Annotated in this window: 20 protein-coding genes; 11 read left to right on the forward strand and 9 right to left on the reverse strand. The window is 52.0% G+C overall.

The window, feature by feature from the left end; all coding sequences use genetic code 11:
• Nucleotides 1-6: 6 nt before the first annotated feature.
• A complete protein-coding gene (locus tag NK662_RS08325; protein ID WP_254758449.1) occupies nucleotides 7-555 on the reverse strand; it encodes a GNAT family N-acetyltransferase in 549 nt (182 codons plus the stop codon).
• Between the two features lie 218 nt (nucleotides 556-773).
• Here NK662_RS08325 and NK662_RS08330 point away from each other — a divergent pair, with 218 nt between their 5' ends.
• Together NK662_RS08330 and NK662_RS08335 are read left to right on the forward strand one after the other, a co-directional pair.
• On the forward strand, nucleotides 774-1505 hold the full coding sequence (locus NK662_RS08330; RefSeq protein ID WP_254758450.1) for an IclR family transcriptional regulator: 732 nt from the start codon (nucleotides 774-776) through the stop codon (nucleotides 1503-1505).
• A 57-nt stretch (nucleotides 1506-1562) separates the two neighbouring features.
• Nucleotides 1563-3191 (forward strand): M20/M25/M40 family metallo-hydrolase, encoded by a 1629-nt coding sequence (locus tag NK662_RS08335; protein WP_254758451.1) that lies wholly within the window; start codon nucleotides 1563-1565, stop codon nucleotides 3189-3191.
• Between the two features lie 31 nt (nucleotides 3192-3222).
• On the opposite strand, the gene NK662_RS08340 is transcribed toward NK662_RS08335, so the two are convergent.
• Complete coding sequence (locus NK662_RS08340) at nucleotides 3223-3651, reverse strand: hypothetical protein (RefSeq protein WP_254758452.1); 429 nt, start codon at nucleotides 3649-3651, stop codon at nucleotides 3223-3225.
• A gap of 182 nt (nucleotides 3652-3833) precedes the next feature.
• Here NK662_RS08340 and NK662_RS08345 point away from each other — a divergent pair, with 182 nt between their 5' ends.
• The 4 genes from NK662_RS08345 to NK662_RS08360 all read left to right on the forward strand — a co-directional run bounded on the left by NK662_RS08345 (nucleotide 3834) and on the right by NK662_RS08360 (nucleotide 6832).
• Nucleotides 3834-4214, forward strand: coding sequence for a GntR family transcriptional regulator (locus NK662_RS08345; protein WP_254758453.1), 381 nt, complete (start codon nucleotides 3834-3836; stop codon nucleotides 4212-4214).
• Nucleotides 4211-4900 carry an ABC transporter ATP-binding protein gene (locus NK662_RS08350; protein ID WP_254758454.1) on the forward strand — a complete coding sequence of 230 codons (690 nt, stop codon included), beginning with the start codon at nucleotides 4211-4213 and terminating at the stop codon, nucleotides 4898-4900. Before NK662_RS08345 ends, NK662_RS08350 begins: the two co-directional genes overlap by 4 nt.
• Entirely contained in the window at nucleotides 4897-5679 is a 783-nt protein-coding gene (locus tag NK662_RS08355) for a hypothetical protein (protein WP_254758455.1), read from the forward strand. Before NK662_RS08350 ends, NK662_RS08355 begins: the two co-directional genes overlap by 4 nt.
• 124 nt (nucleotides 5680-5803) lie before the next feature.
• Nucleotides 5804-6832, forward strand: a complete 1029-nt coding sequence (locus NK662_RS08360) for a CPBP family glutamic-type intramembrane protease (protein ID WP_254758456.1) — start codon at nucleotides 5804-5806, stop codon at nucleotides 6830-6832.
• Nucleotides 6833-6868: 36 nt separating this feature from the next.
• On the opposite strand, the gene NK662_RS08365 is transcribed toward NK662_RS08360, so the two are convergent.
• A complete protein-coding gene (locus NK662_RS08365; protein ID WP_254758540.1) occupies nucleotides 6869-7051 on the reverse strand; it encodes a DUF3913 family protein in 183 nt (60 codons plus the stop codon).
• Nucleotides 7052-7293: 242 nt separating this feature from the next.
• On the opposite strand from NK662_RS08365, the gene NK662_RS08370 reads away from it, so the two are divergent.
• Both NK662_RS08370 and NK662_RS08375 read left to right on the forward strand, forming a co-directional pair.
• Nucleotides 7294-7518, forward strand: a complete 225-nt coding sequence (locus NK662_RS08370) for a hypothetical protein (RefSeq protein ID WP_254758457.1) — start codon at nucleotides 7294-7296, stop codon at nucleotides 7516-7518.
• A 37-nt stretch (nucleotides 7519-7555) separates the two neighbouring features.
• A complete protein-coding gene (locus NK662_RS08375; protein ID WP_254758458.1) occupies nucleotides 7556-7954 on the forward strand; it encodes an SseB family protein in 399 nt (132 codons plus the stop codon).
• A 25-nt stretch (nucleotides 7955-7979) separates the two neighbouring features.
• On the opposite strand, the gene NK662_RS08380 is transcribed toward NK662_RS08375, so the two are convergent.
• The 6 genes from NK662_RS08380 to NK662_RS08405 all read right to left on the reverse strand — a co-directional run bounded on the left by NK662_RS08380 (nucleotide 7980) and on the right by NK662_RS08405 (nucleotide 13430).
• Complete coding sequence (locus NK662_RS08380; RefSeq protein ID WP_254758459.1) at nucleotides 7980-8891, reverse strand: S66 peptidase family protein; 912 nt, start codon at nucleotides 8889-8891, stop codon at nucleotides 7980-7982.
• Nucleotides 8892-9138: 247 nt separating this feature from the next.
• The gene (gene dltD, locus NK662_RS08385) at nucleotides 9139-10308 is read right to left on the reverse strand and encodes a D-alanyl-lipoteichoic acid biosynthesis protein DltD (RefSeq protein WP_254758460.1); all 1170 of its coding nucleotides are present in this window, start codon (nucleotides 10306-10308) and stop codon (nucleotides 9139-9141) included.
• Nucleotides 10305-10544, reverse strand: coding sequence for a D-alanine--poly(phosphoribitol) ligase subunit DltC (gene dltC / locus NK662_RS08390; protein ID WP_254758461.1), 240 nt, complete (start codon nucleotides 10542-10544; stop codon nucleotides 10305-10307). The genes dltD and dltC overlap by 4 nt, the downstream gene beginning before the upstream one ends.
• A gap of 67 nt (nucleotides 10545-10611) precedes the next feature.
• A complete protein-coding gene (gene dltB, locus NK662_RS08395) occupies nucleotides 10612-11760 on the reverse strand; it encodes a D-alanyl-lipoteichoic acid biosynthesis protein DltB (protein ID WP_254758462.1) in 1149 nt (382 codons plus the stop codon).
• Nucleotides 11757-13271: a D-alanine--poly(phosphoribitol) ligase subunit DltA gene (dltA, locus tag NK662_RS08400; protein WP_254758463.1), complete on the reverse strand. Its 1515-nt coding sequence runs from the start codon at nucleotides 13269-13271 to the stop codon at nucleotides 11757-11759. Before dltA ends, dltB begins: the two co-directional genes overlap by 4 nt.
• Nucleotides 13272-13283: 12 nt before the next feature.
• Nucleotides 13284-13430, reverse strand: a complete 147-nt coding sequence (locus tag NK662_RS08405; RefSeq protein WP_254758464.1) for a teichoic acid D-Ala incorporation-associated protein DltX — start codon at nucleotides 13428-13430, stop codon at nucleotides 13284-13286.
• A 284-nt stretch (nucleotides 13431-13714) separates the two neighbouring features.
• Here NK662_RS08405 and NK662_RS08410 point away from each other — a divergent pair, with 284 nt between their 5' ends.
• The 3 genes from NK662_RS08410 to NK662_RS08420 all read left to right on the forward strand — a co-directional run bounded on the left by NK662_RS08410 (nucleotide 13715) and on the right by NK662_RS08420 (nucleotide 15985).
• The gene (locus tag NK662_RS08410; RefSeq protein WP_254758465.1) at nucleotides 13715-14167 is read left to right on the forward strand and encodes a GNAT family N-acetyltransferase; all 453 of its coding nucleotides are present in this window, start codon (nucleotides 13715-13717) and stop codon (nucleotides 14165-14167) included.
• A gap of 1 nt (nucleotide 14168) precedes the next feature.
• Nucleotides 14169-15332 carry an amidohydrolase gene (locus NK662_RS08415; RefSeq protein WP_254758466.1) on the forward strand — a complete coding sequence of 388 codons (1164 nt, stop codon included), beginning with the start codon at nucleotides 14169-14171 and terminating at the stop codon, nucleotides 15330-15332.
• Between the two features lie 128 nt (nucleotides 15333-15460).
• Nucleotides 15461-15985: a hypothetical protein gene (locus NK662_RS08420; protein WP_254758467.1), complete on the forward strand. Its 525-nt coding sequence runs from the start codon at nucleotides 15461-15463 to the stop codon at nucleotides 15983-15985.
• The last annotated feature ends 358 nt before the right edge of the window (nucleotides 15986-16343 follow it).

Here is a 16343-nt window from a genome sequence, read left to right on the forward strand (position 1 = left end):
TTTTTGTTATTCCTTATGTCTTGCCATGATGTACGTGCTGTAATATTTGCCGTCGGAAAGAATTCTATCTCTCTTCATGAATCCTTCAATCTCAAAGCCAAGTCTTTTATACAGCTCAATTGCATGTTTGTTTGTCTCCAGCACACCATGTAAAACGATTTTTTGAATATCATTGGCATCAGCCCAGGAGATGGTTTCCGTCATAAGGCGCTTGCCGATCCCGTGCCCCCAGAATTCCTGCAGCACGCCCAACCCAAACTCCACCTTATGTAAAAAGCGTTTCAAATCAGGGCCCGCGCATCGGGAATAACCGATGATTCTTCCTTCTGCCTCTGCCACCAGGAGCAGCCGGCGGGGATGGCTTGCATCTGCTGCAATGATGCCGGCAAAGCCAGCCGGGTCAATATATGCTTCCCCTCTTTCCCGGTCCATGTTCTCCGTCTCTCCGTCAATCTGCAATCGCAGCTGTGATAAAGCACCGGCATCCTGTTCCACAGCGGATCGGATGGTATAGCGGAGTCCCTTGGCATGAACTTCTTGTGCATGAATGATCATCAAATTCACTCCGTTTCCAGTTTGGATTATATCAAATAGGAATTTTCACACAGGAAAACTATTATACTTGCAATTGTGAGAATAAGGAAGATATATATTCTGTAGGATGAAAATTTTGTAAGCCCAGAAAGAAGTCTAAAGATAATTGACGGAATTATTAAAAAATAATACAATTTAAAATGGAAAGGTATTTCATATCATGGAAAAGAGGGGTGGAGATGGTTCAATCGATTGACCGGGCCATGCAAATTATCTCCCTGCTCAGCTCAGATGAACGAAAAGCGGAATGGTCGATTTCCGAGCTGTCCGGGCAAACCGGCCTGCCGGTCAGCACCATGCACCGCCTGCTGCAGTCGCTCATGCAGCATGAATTGGTGGCGCAGAATGCCGATACAAAGCGCTATAAGCTCGGTTATCGGTGGCTGGAGCTGGGGCTGCGCACCTTGAATACGCTGGATCTGCGTGCAGTGGCACGGCCCGCGATGGAGAGGCTTGTGGCAGAGGTGGAGGAAAATGCGTTTTTGAACATCATCAGCGGAAGAGACGGCATCGTGATTGAGAAGGTGGAAAGCCCGCTGAAAATCCGTGTGGATGAGCAGCTTGGCACCCGGATTCCTTTGACAGTCGGGGCCCCAAACAAGGTGCTGTTGGCCTTTATGCCGCAGGAGGAGCGCGAGGCTGTAATGAAACGGCAGCCGGCGGAACAGCAGGCAGCACTGGAGCAGCTTCTGCACCAAATTCGGGAACAGGGCTATGCCATCAGCATCAGTGAAAAAACAGAGGACACAGCCGCAGTGGCGGCGCCGGTATTCGACCATGCAGGAAGGGCAGCTGCCGCTGTCAGCATCGGAATTCCAGGCTTTCGCTTCACGGAGGATCGAATTCCAGCCTTTATTCAACAGGTGCAGGAAACAGCAGCACAGATTTCTTTTTCGCTTGGCCAGACATAATTTTTTTAGCTGCAACAATGGAAAGGTTTTTCATAATACGGAAAACGGGGGATATACATGCAAATCTTGGAGATGAAATGGCAGACAAAGGAAGGGTTTTTGAAGCTGCTTTGCGACTTAGTCGGGTTCGGAAGCATTACCGGCACGCCAGCAGAGGTGGGCGTGGCGCATTTTATTGTGGAGCAGCTGCAGACGCTTTCCTACTTTCAGGAGCACCCGGAGCAGGTGCGGACACATCTGACGAAGGATGGGCGCCTCATTGTCACGGCGCTGGTGAAGAATGCGGCAGAGAAGCAGGAGACAGCGGTGCTGCTGAGCCATTTTGACGTCGTGGCGATTGAGGACTATGGCCGCTGGCGCCATCTTGCATTCCAGCCTGAGGAGCTTACGAAAGCTTTCCAGGCACAGAAGCATTTGCTGCCGCAGGATGTGCAGCGGGATATGGAAACAGGCGAGTGGCTGTTCGGCCGCGGCACCATGGATATGAAATGCGGGCTGGCGGCACAGATGGCGATGCTGGAACGGGCTGCGGCAGGAGTGTTTGAAGGAAATGTGCTGCTGCTCGCTGTGTGCGATGAGGAGGTCAACTCAGCCGGGATGTTGGCCGCAGCGCCTGTGCTGCTGGAGCTGGCGGAGGAGCATCAGCTGAAATATCAGGTTTGTCTGGATTCAGAGCCGCATTTTCCCCGCTACCCGGGCGATGAAACAAACTACATTTACAGTGGTTCTATCGGCAAGGTGCTGCCGGGCTTCTTCTGTTATGGCAAGGAGGCGCATGTCGGAGAACCGTTGGCGGGGCTGAACGCGAACCTGATGGCATCCTATGTGACCTGTGAGCTGGAGCTGAACACTGCGTATTGTGAGACAGTCCGGGGGGAAGTCATGCAGCCGCCGACAAGTCTGCAGCAGTACGATTTGAAAAAGGGTTACTCCGTGCAAACGCCGCATAAGGCGGCAGTGTTGTTTAACCTGTTTGTCATGGAAAAGCCGATGGAGGAAATTGTCCGCCAGCTGAAGGGAAGTGCAGAAGCAGCCGCGCGGAGCATTGAGGAGACATATCGGCGGCAGGCGCAGCGCTTCGCGAAGCTGCAGCATTCCGATCCGAAGGAGCTGCAGGTGAAGGTATGGACGCTGCAGGAGCTGCTCGATTATGCGGTGCAGACATACGGTGCGGAAGCGGTGGCGCGCCTGCAGGACATCCGTCCGGAAAAGGGCGAAGATGAGCGGGACGTGGCGGTGCGGTTCGTGGATGAACTTGCTTCGCTTTGCAATGAGCAGGCGCCGATGATTGTGCTGTTCTTTGCGCCGCCGTACTACCCGTCCGTCAGTTCAGAGGAGCTGCCGCATATCCGGCGCACAGCGGACCATATCATGCAATACGCCTGGGAGCGGCACGGCGTGGCGCTGCAGCGGATGCTGTATATGCCCGGCCTGTCCGATATGAGCTACACAAGCCTGCAGCAGCCATTGTCCTCCCTGGAGCAGCTGACTGGCAACATGCCGCTTTGGGGCAGCGTATACAGCCTGCCGCTTGAGGAGCTTGCCAAGCTGAACGTGCCTGTCATAAACGTAGGGCCGATTGGCAGAGATGCGCATAAGTGGACTGAACGGCTGGATGTCGCCTATGCAACAGGACCGCTTCTGTCGCTTCTTGAGGAGACGATCCGTACCGTACTGCAACCATAACAAAAGCGAGCCGCCCAGGCTCGCTTTTGTCTTATGAGCAGACTAAGGCATCGACCCCCTGCCAAATCCACTCTGTTCCGATGTGATCGCTTTCACAAGTAATGTGAAAGAGCTCCAGGTCGCCGGTTTTCTCCCATTGCCGCTTCAGCACGTACGGATCAATATAGGAAAAAAGGGCCTGAACATTGCTCTTTGGCATAAATAGGACAACAAACGGATCCGGAAACAGCATTTCCTGTTCAAAAAAGGATGGAATGTGGCAGGAGTCGGGCTGGAGATATGTACTGGTCTCAACAGAGGAAGCATACGGCTGTAATTGTGAAAGCACTTCAGGGCTGCAGATTGCCTTGTGCGGAAGTGTGGAGAAATATTGCAGCAGCGCTTGTGCTGTTTCCCCGAAAGCTGGACAAACATTGCCATCATCGCAATAGTCGTAACACAGGATATAAAGCTCCTTCATGGTAATCTCCTCCCCTATATATGCATCTTTATAACTCTTTCTTATAGTTTATGCGAGTTCCTTCTCCTGAACGGATAAAATTATTACAATTTTTCAACAAAAAAATAATGAAGGAACATATTTACAATTTTTTGTGTTAGTGTACTATGTGATTAGTACACTAATTCTGTAGGAGGGGTGAAATGAAGGTTGCTTTTGATCCCAACATGCCCATTTACATTCAAATTATGGATTTCATCAAAAAACAGATTATAACAGGACAGCTGCAGCAGGGAGAGAAGCTGCCGTCCGTCCGGGACTTGGCTGCGGAGCTGCAGACAAATCCAAATACGGTGCAGAGGGCCCTGCAGGAGCTCGAGCGCGAAGGAATTGCGGAAGCCAGACGGGGAATGGGGCGCTATGTCACACATGAAGGGGAGAAGATTATGGAAATGAAGCGGGACATGTCCAAGGAGCTGATTTCGGCATTTGTCAGCGGCATGGAGGCGCTTGGCGTCTCGGAAGAGGAAATGCTCATGCTGGTGCAGTCGGCACTTGAGCAGCGGAAGGGGGAAGCGCGATGACACTTGTACAGATGGAGCAGGTAACAAAGCGGTATGGCAAAAAGGAGGCTGTCCGGGATTTCAGTCTTGCTTTGACAGAGGGGAAAATCATTGGGCTTGTCGGCAGCAACGGCAGCGGGAAAACAACATGGATGAAGCTGCTGGCGGGGCAAATCTATCCCACCGGCGGCAGCATTGCCATTGAGGGGATACCGGTCGGAAGAGCAACAAAGAGCATGGTGGCTTACCTGCCGGATGGCCCGTTTTTGGATAAGTGGATGAACGTGGCACAGGCCCTGTCCTTCTATGAGAAATTCTTTGATTTTGACCGGCAGGCGGCGGAGGAAATGCTCGAAAATCTGGGGATCCCCCAGCAAAGCAAGGTGACCGCCCTTTCGAAGGGAACGCTGGAGAAGCTGAATCTGGTTCTCACACTGGCCCGCCGCGCCAAGCTGTACCTGCTCGATGAGCCGCTGGGCGGTGTCGATCCGGTTGCCCGTGAGCAGATTCTGGACCTGATTCTCTCACAGTACCGCGAGGACAGCACCATTGTTATTTCCACCCACTTGATTTCCGAAATTGAAAGAATCTTTGAAGAGGTGATTGTGGTAAAGGACGGCGCTCTTGTGCTGCACCAGAACGTAGAAGACATTCGTCTGCAAAAGGGGCAGGCGGTCAATGAACTATTCCGGGAGGTTTTCCAATGATGACGACAATGCTGCAATACGCGTGGAACGGAAGCAGACGGGGCATGCTTGTGCTGATGGGCGCCTTTCTTGTTCTGCAGGCATTTCTGTTCTTAAATATGAACTCGCTGCACCTGTTTACGGACTCCAGGGTGGTGACAGATCAGGTCAGCTTTGCTGTATTCATCCTGTCAGTGATTTTCTTTTTCATCTTTCTCATGGTGCAGACGGTGCAGTTGTACCGCAAGCTGCTGCGGAGCCGTCTGCTGCAGGCTGCGCCTGTCTCCAGTGGGTATTATCTGGCTGTTCCGCTGCTGCTTTGGACGGCAGCCGCAGTCGTTTTATTGCTGCTGGCTTATGTGGCAGTTCTCCTGTTTCTGGGTACGGAGGCAGAAGCCAACGCGCGTTTGCTTATGAGCGCATTCGACAAGATGACCTTTGTAAAGGGAGCCTTTCTTATTATCACCATTCTCTCTACCATGTTTGGTGTCTATATGAATATCTTCTTCTCCATCGCCCTGGCCAAATCCATCAGAACGGCGAAAGGGATGCAGGTGCTGCTCGCGTTTGGAATTTTTGCTCTCCTTGCCGGAGCAAGCTCCTGGATTTATGGCAAACTGGAGGGCATCGGTCCGGTATTTGTTCTGACAGACGGCGTGCAGATTTTGGCGCAGGGCAATGCGAGCCTGCAAGTCGAGATGACCTCTTTCCCGGTGATCGGCATGATGTTTGATTTGGTGGTATTTGTTGTGTTGTTCATTGGCACAGCATATTGCATTGAAAAACGGGTGGAGCGGTAGGGCTTTCTTTCACACAAAAGGCTTCCTGAGCGGAGGCCTTTTTTTGCCGGGCGGAATAAATGTATGGAAGCTTCCAGTTTTCTAGTAAAATACGATACAATGAAAGTACTACTTTCTTGGCGAGGTGATTATTCTGACACAGGCATTTGCCCGTATTCGGTTGCGCAGCTTTCTTGGCTGGATGCTGTTGGGCGGCTTTGGGGTCATGGTTCCGGCGCAGCTGCTGGCGGATACCGGACTGATTACGCAGGCAACAGTGGACATTTTGCTTGATACCCTGGTGATGTTCGCATTTCCCTTGCTGTGGCTGTATGAGAAGGGGCGCAGGCAAAAGGCGGAGCTGTCTGCTTTTTACAGAAAGCCGGCCCCATTTCCGTGGAAGCTGGTTGCCGTGGCAACGGTCATTGTTATGTTGTTTTCCACAGGCATCTCGATTGTGCAGTTTCATATCCTGTCCTATTTGATACCGGAGGAGTGGCTGGGGCTGCTGGCGGACCCCGGTGTGATGGATGAGAGCTCGGCGGCCATGGCGGTGTTCAGTGCCATATCCGTCTGCGTATTTGCTCCCATTATGGAGGAAACCATCTTCCGCGGGTTTTTCCTGCAGCGGATGACCCATAAGTGGGGTGTCAAGCGGGGCGTCGTGTTCTCCTCTGTTTTGTTCGGCTTGGGGCATGCGGATGTAATTGGGGCAACTGTGTTCGGCCTTCTTATGTGTCTGCTGTATGTGAAGACGAAAAGCCTGCTGCCGGGCATGGCTGTGCACGCACTCAACAACGCAATTGTGAGCGCCCTGCTGTTGGGCGGCGGCTCTTCCGGTGCCGGGGAGGAAATAAGCCGGGCAGACTTCCAATCCACAACCGAGCTTGCCATCGCAATCGCTCTTCTTGTCGTCAGTCTCCTCTGGCTGGTCCCGTTTTTCCGCAAGCAGTGGCGTTTCATGAAGGACCAGGGGCTGCCCCTCATTCCAAGCGCCTATGCGGAGGCTGCTGCAGGGGTATACAGCCAAGTGGTGATTACAGAGCGGCATATGGCGGTGGAGCTGCCGGATGAAGTGGTGCAGCAGCTGGGCTTGGAGGAAGAGGACTATGTCCATCTTGAGGTGGAGGATGGCCGGGTCATTGTTACCAAAGCCCGCGGCCGTATATCATGATAGAAGCAAAAAGGGCGCTGTGAGCGCCCTTTTTGCTTAGCTGATCATCACTTCCACCTTGAAGTTGCCGCCTTTTTTCACATATTTAATTTCCGTGACAGTGCGCACCTGGTCAATAATTTCAACCTTCTCGCCAATGCGCGGAATGACCGGAACATTATCCCAAATGCCGAGCAAGTCGGCCTCATCGTTGCCAGCTTCATAAAACCAAATCTTCATCATATAGAATCCCCTTTCAATTCGCGCTACATTTTTATTCATAATATATCATATTTATTCTGAGTTGGGTATATTCGAAATATTTTTTCTCACATTTTTTACAGTATGCAAAGGGGCATCCGGCGGTAGCTTTTCTAAGAAAGATAATTGGTCCGAAGAAATGTCCCGCTGCAGCGCTTCTTGTAAAACAGGGAAGTCTTGTATTATGATAAAAGGAAGGAAGGGCAAGGAAGGAGAACAACATGGACGAGGAAATATGGGAGGAGCTGCGCCGTCTGCATGAACGGGTGCAGGAGTGCGAACGGAAGCTGGAGGAGAAGCTGCAGGGCTGCCCCTGCTGGCATATGCTGAAGCATATTGTGTATGCTTCCCAAATTATCGCGCCGGCCTGGGTGCTGCTGATTAAAATCAGCGATATGCTCCTGGCAGAAACTTTAGCTAGAAAAGAGTTCGAATATTGCGTATAATCGTTATTATACTATAAGAAAAGAGGTTCATCATCCTATGGCAGACATTACGATTTCATCTCAAGTTGAAGCCATGTTGTTATTGGCGAAAAACGATCCGAATAAACGAAAGCTCTTTTATCAAGCATTTTTGGAGTCCTTCGTATATGTGGCCGGAACCTTGGAGGAAGAAGAGGGAGCACGGCAAGGCACGATGACACTGAAATATTTCCAGGGTGACGGCCGCTGGATTTTGCCGATTTTTACAAAGCTGGAGTATTTGGCACAGGCGATTGTCGAGGATATGCCGGTCATTTCCGTTCGTGTGAAGGAGCTGTTTGAGCAGGTGGACCCTGAAGCGACGGTTGTGCTGAATGTCGGCACTGAATTGGACAAGACCTTCTCGCCTGAGGAAGTACAGGATCTCGTTTCCGGTGAAATTTTCAAAAAATATTAAAAGAGAAGAGGGTGCCTCTTCTCTTTTATTTTACGCCAGGCTCGAATACGAGGGTTTGATCCTCTCCGTTCATAGTGACCGGTACGCCGAACGGTATGCCCTGATGCGGCCGGCAATGTCCGAGCGGAAAGCCGCTCAAAATGGGAATGCCATACGGCACGACATGATCGTAGATAATTTCAGGCAAGGAGAGGGATGATTGGCGTTTCGGGGCACAATCGGAGAAGCTGCCGAGAATCAGGCCGGCACACTGCTGAAGCTTTCCGGCAAGCTTGAGTTGGTTTAGCATCCGATCCAAACGATACGGTTCTTCGCCAATGTCCTCCAGAAATAGAATTTTGCCGCCTGTATCCACCTCATAAGGTGTCCCAAGCGTGCTCGCCAGAACGGTCAAATTGCCGCCTGTGAGGGGCGCTGTGACAGAGGAGAAGGAGGGATATATATATTCATCCTGCGCCGCCAGCATGATAAACTGCGGCGTGAACAGCTGTTCAAACGATGATAGAGTCATGGCGTCCACGCCGCCGCCGCCGCATTCCTCCATCATGGGGCCGTGAAACGTCACCAGGCCGGCGTGCCTGCCAAAAGCAAGGTGGAGCGCTGTAACGTCGCTGTAGCCCCAGAAAATCTTGGGATTGCGCCGGATCAGCGGGAAGTCCAAGAGCGACAGCAGCCGGGCACTGCCGTATCCGCCGCGGGCGCAAAACACGGCTTTCACCGCCGGATGGGAGAAAGCAAGGTGGAGATCATCCGCGCGGGCGGCATCCGTGCCCGCCAGATAACCGCGCTGCCGGGCTGCGCTGTCGCCCAGAAGAACACGCAAGCCCATGGCCTCCAGCTTTTGCTTCATCAATAATACCTTATCAAAATCAGCCGGACTGGAAGGCGCCACAATCATTACAGTATCGCCCGGCTGCAGGCAAGACGGTCTTTGCATAAGCATACCCCCTTCTTCTATTCCTATTCGCCAAAAGGAAATGTCATCACCAGAAAAGCGTCATCGGCTCGATCAGCTCACAGAAGGGAGGTTTCCGGCCCGAAAAGGCGCTTTTTGCCTTTTTGTGGCCGGGGTTCTCCCTGGCGGTGAGCTGGCCGATGAAAGCTGGACACCAGAAAAGCGTCATCGGCTCGATCAGCTCACAGAAGGAAAGCATAAAAAACGCCGGGGCAGCCGCCCCGGCGTTTTACTTCATATACTGCTCCAAAGCTTGATCCACGTAAACCCAGCCCTTCCAGCCAACGTGGATGGTGTCCTTCATAAAGTACCTGTCATACTCATGAGAGGATAGATCGGCAACAGGGAAGCCTGCCTGCTCGATTTGCTTGCGCACCTTGTTATAGTAAACCTGCCGGCGCTCCTTCGGGAACTCGGCAAAGTCATACCAAGGCCCGTTGACCGGCACCGAAATGAATAAGGCCTGTGTGTGATTGCGCTTCAGCAAATTCAAAATCATTTGCAGGTCTTCATATTCCGGAGACTCTTTGTAATCTTCCTTTGCCTTATAGCCGCGCAAATCCGGCAATTTGTCGCCAATATGCTTTTCAAAATAAGCATCTTCAATGCCGTATTGGTTGGACTTGGAATCGGCAGCGGCTGCTTCCTCCGCACGTTTTTCCAGCTGCGTCATCGACAGGCCGCGCAGGCTTTCGTCGGTGCTTGGCGTGCGTGTTGGAATGGTGAACAAGGAAACCAAAAGGTCCTTGCGCTCCAAAATATTTTTATATACATAGGCAAACGGTTTGATGGCTGCCGCTTTCCAGACAGTTTTCTGTTCGTTGCTTACGATGGCTTCCAGCAGAGGGCGCAGCAGCTTGTCCTGCTTGACCACCTCAAAGGAAAGCAGCCGCTTTGCCAGATAGCGCTTTGTCTCAGCGTCAACCTGATGATTGAACACGAGGCTGTAGGCCTGAAGGGAAGAGTAGTTTGGCGCAAAATGCACCTCATCCAGTCCCTCGGCTACAAACCATTGCGGCGAGAGCACATACACAATTTTTTTATTGCGGAGCTCTCCCGTCAGCTCGGAAAAGCTGAGAAGATGGGTCAGCGACTGTGTGCCGCCGCGTCCGATGAGATAAGGTGTAAAGCCATGCGGCTCCACCTTGAAATAGTTGGATGGATGATAAGGATCCAGACGCAGCAGCTCAGAGGAGCCGTACATCGGCAGAATTTGCTTTTCCCCGAGCATCCGTTTTTGGAGGGCAATGCCCTGAAACACATCCGGTTTCAAGGCAGTTGCCGTCTCGTCCACTCGTTTGTCGCTTATAAGCGGGTATAGCCATTGCACCGGCACGAACAGCATTGCACAAAGAATGGCAAATGCCAGGATCATCGGGCCGAATTTGGGCTGCGTCATTGCAGTTCCGCCAGCTTTTGGATAATCATATTTGGTGTAGCCCATTCATCGCGGTCAAAGTCGGAAATGGATACCTCAATGCTCAAGCGTTCCTGAATTTCCACAAGCAGTGTTACGGCGCCGAAGGAATCGAGAATGCCTTCTTCAAACAGCTGTACATCCGGATTTTCCTTCACGATATCGTTTTGACAAACCTCTTCTAAAATGTCCAATACTTGTTCTTTTAAAGCAGCCATGTTGGAGTCTCCTTTTCTATCATTTCATACAATATATTACTGCGTTTGCGGCGAAAAGCCAATATGATCAGTTCAAGCGGCCTGAGAAGATCAGGAAGCCAAAGCACACGGCGTGGAAGGTGATGATGATTGCCAGCGCGTGCATCCACTTGTTGTTCGGCCAGAATTTGCGCTTCTTGTTTTCCCGTTCAAACAGGTCGAACAGGATGAACAGGAGAGCATGGTACAACCCGTAAATAACATAATGTATATGCAGGCCGTGCCAAATCCCCATGATGAAGAAGTTCAGAAAGAAGCCCATGTAAGAAATGGCATAGCGATCCTTAATGATTTTCTTCTTTGTCATGAAAAATACGAAGCGCATATATACGTAATCGCGGAACCAGAAGGACAGGCTCATGTGCCAACGGTTCCAGAAGTCCTTGATATTGCGGCTGAGGAACGGCTTATTGAAGTTCTCCGGCGTCTTGATGCCCATGAGATAGCTCACGCCGACCGCAAAGGCGCTGTAGCCGGCAAAGTCAAAGAACAGGTACAGACTGTATGCGTACATGTACACAAGTGTGGCCGCGAAGGTGTCCTCCTTTACAAAACCCGCTTGAATCACATACTGGTTGATGAGATAGCCGATAATGAATTTGTACAGAAAGCCCCGGAAAATCCGGTTGAGGCCGGCATACAGCAAATCCTGGTACTGCTCCCGGGAAGGGGCGGTCTGTACATCCTTCAGATAACGGCGGTACCTGTCGATCGGTCCGGATGTGATCGTTGGAAAGAACAGCAGGAATTGCAGAAACACGGGCAGCGACACTTCTTTAATTTGCCCGTCGCGTATCTCCATAATCATCTGGACCGTTTTAAAGGTCAGATACGAAATGCCGAGAAAGCCAATCGGCGTCGCCAACTGGAAAAAGGGAATCACCTTGGCCAGCACAAGGGGCAGAATGGACAGCACAACAGCAGCATAGAAGGCTCCTGCGCTGTTGTTCCGCTTCCGCATCCGTAAATACCCGATGACGAGCGCAGTCTGCCAAATGGTAAAGAGAATCAGGGATACAGCTTGTGCCGGCTTGCTGGCAAACACAATTGCCAAAATGATGACCGTGACAATTGAATTGTAGATATGGAGCGACTTCCCCCTTAGGCCTGCAATGATCGTCGGCGCCAGCAGCACCGCTACAATTGCAAAATAATAGAAGGTTGCATATGGGGTCATGCGGTAACCTCACTCAATAATTTTTTCCGGTCAGCTTTTCCGTTTGGCGTCATCGGGATGGATGACTGATACATAAATTTTCTTGGCAGCATGTAGCTTGGCAGCATGCTGCTGATTTCTTTCCGGATCGCCGAAGTCAGATGGAATTCCTTTTCGAAGGAATGCTCCGTCGGCACAATAACAGCAAGCAGATAGTCATATTTCTCGCCTTTTTTAATCGGCAGGACCACCGCAGACTGTACGTATGTGCAGGCGCGCAGGTGATGCTCAATTTCTTCCAGCTCCATGCGGTAGCCGTGCAGCTTGATTTGGAAGTCCAGACGCCCGTTATAGAACAGCAGCCCGTTCTGTAAATAGCCGGCATCGCCTGTTTTATAGGCGCGCTGCCCGTCAATGGTCAGGAATGCTTTCTCTGTCAGCTCCGGGCTGCCGAGATAGCCTTTGCTGACGCTCGGGCCTACAATGACAATTTCTCCCTTTTCGCCGTCTGCTGCCGGCGTGCCGTCTTCCTTCACGATCAGAACCTGGCCGTCTGCCTTGCTGTAGCCGACAGGAAGAGATGGATATTGCGCCAGCACTTCGTGGTCCACTTGAATGCTGGTAATCGCAACGGTGGCTTCCGTTGGGCCATACGTGTTAAAGATGGCTGCCTTCGGGAAGCGCTCCAGGAGGTGGCGGGCCGCATCATTGGACAGCACTTCGCCGCAGAACAGGAATGTTCTCAGGCTTGGAAGCATTTCTTCAGAAAAGCGAGGCTCCATCAGGCACATTTCCGCAAAGGACGGTGTGGATGTCCACACTTCAATGCCGGATTCTGCGAGAGAAGCGAACAGATCCTTTGGCTTCGCAATCATGTCCTTGTCGATAGCCCAAAGCGTTCCGCCGGATACAAGGGACGGATAGAGGTCCATCACGGATAAATCAAAGGAGAATGGCGCCTGATTCAGGAATACTTGTCCGGTTTGCAGGCCAAAGTCGCCAAGCATCCAATCAACAAAGCTTTGGAGGCAATTAAAGGTGATTTGCACACCCTTTGGGTTGCCGGTGCTGCCGGATGTATAGATGATGTAGAAGTTCTCTTCGTCTTTTACAGCCAGCTCCGCAGCCGGGGCCTGCCCCAGATGCGAGTCAATGATGTTATGTAATTCTTCCCCAGCAACCTGCTGCAGGTTCAATTCCGGGAATGGAATGGCGGACGGTGACAGCATAAGCTTCGCGCCAGAGCTTTCGGCAATGCGGACAACCCGGTCTGCCGGAATGGAGGCATCTACAGGAATATAAGCATGGCCGGCCTTTACACAGGCTAAGAAGGAGACAACCATATGCGGCTGCATATGGCCATACACCATAATTGGCGTTGTATCATGTTCATATGATGAAGCAATCCAGGCGGCAAGAGCATCGGACTGCTCCTTCAGCTGCCGGAAGGTTACTTGTTCCCCACGCCAGCTAAACGCAGCCTGATTCGGCTGCTTGACCGCCCACTGTTCGATTTGTTGCAGAAAATCCATAGTTTCCCCACCCTAAAATTCGTTATAAATAAATGTGCTTGTATTTGTATCCTTGAATCCGTACAGCCCGACAAGCGCGAGCAGAATTCCAAGGTAGTACAAGGTCTTCAGTGTCCATTGCACAGCCGGCCGGGACCAAATTTCTTTTAGTTTGTTCACAATTTCCCTCCTGTATCCGTGAGGTGGCGGAATGGGCTGCGGCAAGCGCAGCATCCCGCAGTGTGTCTTGCATGAGCAAGGAGCCGGTCGAGCTCCCTCCGTTTTCCCTTCAGTCACACCATTCTGTTTTGTATAGTAGCATTAAACAGGCAAAAAGGAAATCCCCACTTTTGCGAAAGTAGCGCATTTAGGCAGGAACAATGGCGAAATAAGCTGAAGAAGGATACTGTACTTACAGATATTATGGTATATTTCACAAACATCATGCAAGAAAGGAGCATGGTATGAAGATTGTAGAGCTGCCGCTTCGGGAAGCGGCTGAGCAAATTTATCATTTACAGCAGCGGTCGTATCGGGTGGAAGCGGAGTTGCTCGGGTTTTGGGAGCTGCCGCCGCTGCTTGAAACGGCGGCGGATCTGAAGTGCAGCGGAGAGACGTTCTGGGGCTGTTATGCAGGGGAAGCGCTGGCCGGTGTTCTGTCATTTAAGCAAAACGGCGGAGAGCTCGACATTCATCGCCTTGTGGTGGACCCGCCATTTTTTAGGCAGGGAGTGGCCGCTGCACTTCTGCAGCGCCTGGCCTGTGCATATAATGACAAAACATGTGTTGTCACCGCAGCAGAACGCAATGTGCCGGCCGTGGCTCTGTACAAACGCAGCGGGTTTGTCGAGACCGGAAGAATAGAGCCTGTACCTGGGCTGGTGATGCTTAGACTCGAGAAGTATGGGAGGGGCTGAAATGAACCATTCATATGAGCTGAATCAGGAACAGCTGCGCGGCTGGCGCCGTCATTTGCATCAGAACCCGGAGCTGTCATTTCAAGAGGAGAGAACTTCACAGTTTGTGTATGATACACTCTGCACCTTTGAGGGACTGACGGTTACAAGGCCGACATCCTGCAGCGTTATGGCCATTTTGCGCAGCGGGCGGCCGGGAAAAACGATTGCGCTCCGTGCCGATATGGATGCGTTGCCGCTGCAGGAGGAAACAGGGGCGGAATATGCTTCCCGCGTGCCGGGAGTCATGCATGCGTGCGGCCATGATGGCCATACTGCCATTCTTTTGGAGACCGCCCGCATTTTGGCCGGCATGCGGCAGCAGATAAGCGGCGAAATCCGTTTTTTCTTTCAGCATGCGGAGGAGCAGTATCCGGGCGGCGCGGAGGAAATGGTGCGCGCGGGTGTAATGGATGGCGTGGATGCTGTGTTTGGACTGCATCTGATGTCTGGTCTGGAGACAGGGAAAATCGGCATTGCCTACGGACCCATGATGGCAGCGCCGGATGTGTTTCAAATCGAGGTACAGGGAAAAGGAGGGCATGCGGCCCGTCCAGAGGAAACAATTGACCCCATTGCGGTGGGAATGCAAATTGTGAACAATCTGCAGCATATTGTGTCGCGGGCCACAGGCGCGTTTGACCAGCGGGTCGTATCTGTTACCCAGTTCCATGCAGGGACGGCTGACAACATCATCCCTGACACGGCTTCCATTATGGGGACCGTCCGCTGCTTCCGGCAGGAGCTGCGGGAGGAGGCTGACGAGCTGATCGGTCGGATCGCGAATGGAATTGCCGCGGCGCACGGGGCCTCCTGCACGTATCAATACCGCTATGGATATCGGCCGGTTGTGAATGACCATCGCATGACAGCGCTTGTGGAGAAGGTCGCGGGTTCCTTGGCAGGCAGGGCCGCTGTAGTGACGGTGCCGCCATCCATGGGCGGAGAGGATTTTTCCGCCTTTTTGCAGAAGGCGCCAGGCTGCTTCTTCAAGCTGGGCTCTGGCAATGCCGGCAAGGGAACAAATTACCCGCACCATCATCCCCGCTTTGATATTGATGAGGAGGCATTGCCGCTGGGGGTTGAAATGTTCGTGCACTTGATATGCCGCCTGTCAGCGGAATAAGAGCATGCAAGCAGTCCAGAGAGGCTGCTTGCATGCAAAAAAACTTGTCAGTAAAGAGGAAAAATAGTACATTTAAACTCCTAATATCCATTTTTCATAATAAATAAATTTAAGAGAGGGGCAAAAGCATGGGAGAACGTAAGAATTGCGGTTGTGCAGCAGGCACATTGGCACATCATGTAGCTGAGAGAAGCGGAATGTCGGTCAGTTGGATTCAAGAGCATTTTGATATGGAGATGTTGGTTGAGCAGGCGCGGTATCTTGCGGAAGCCGGCACAGTCTATCTTTGCCTGGGCAGCGGGGGACATCAGGCGGCGTCAGGCATGCAAGCCAAATTGATGGAGCTGGGGAAAATCGTATATCCGCTTGCAGCGGATTATGTGCAGCAGTGTGCCATCCGGCAGGCTTGCAGCAATGAACTTGTAGTATATATGGGTGACCGGAGAAGAGGGGTGCCGGTGGAGCTGCAGCAAACTGCCGCTGACAGCGGGGTGGCGCTATTTTGTCTGTCCCGGTGTCTGAGAAGCAAGGACTGCTCCGGGGAGGCTTCTGCCCAATTCTCGGAACAGCTGCTGCATACTGTTCTTTGCCTGAGCGTGGAGTATGTATGGGGCAGGCTGTCTGCAAAAAAAGAAGCCCTGCAGCAGGGCTGATCTCCGTTCTGGAGAAAATGAAAGACTATGTTCACTACATATGATATGAAGGTTGATAGAAAAAGCTTGTACAAAATGCCCATTTCTAGCAAAATGGGCGTTTGTTTGAAAGGTAAAAGAGGGCTGAGCGATGTTCAGCTCCGGCAGCCAGCCATCTGCCAGGGAGAACCCAACCGCATAAAAGGCAAAAGGCGCCTTTTAACGGCCGGAACCTCCCTTCGGTGGGCTGAACGAGCCGGTTCCGCTTTTCTTTGGTGTCTAGCTACACCGGCTAGCCCACTGCCAGGGAGAACCCAACCGCATAAAAGGCAAAAGGCGCCTTTTAACGGCCGGAACCTCCCTTCGGTGGGCTGAACGA

Origin of the sequence: Ectobacillus ponti, assembly GCF_024294785.1 — a bacterium.
Taxonomy (GTDB): domain Bacteria; phylum Bacillota; class Bacilli; order Bacillales; family Bacillaceae_G; genus Ectobacillus; species Ectobacillus ponti.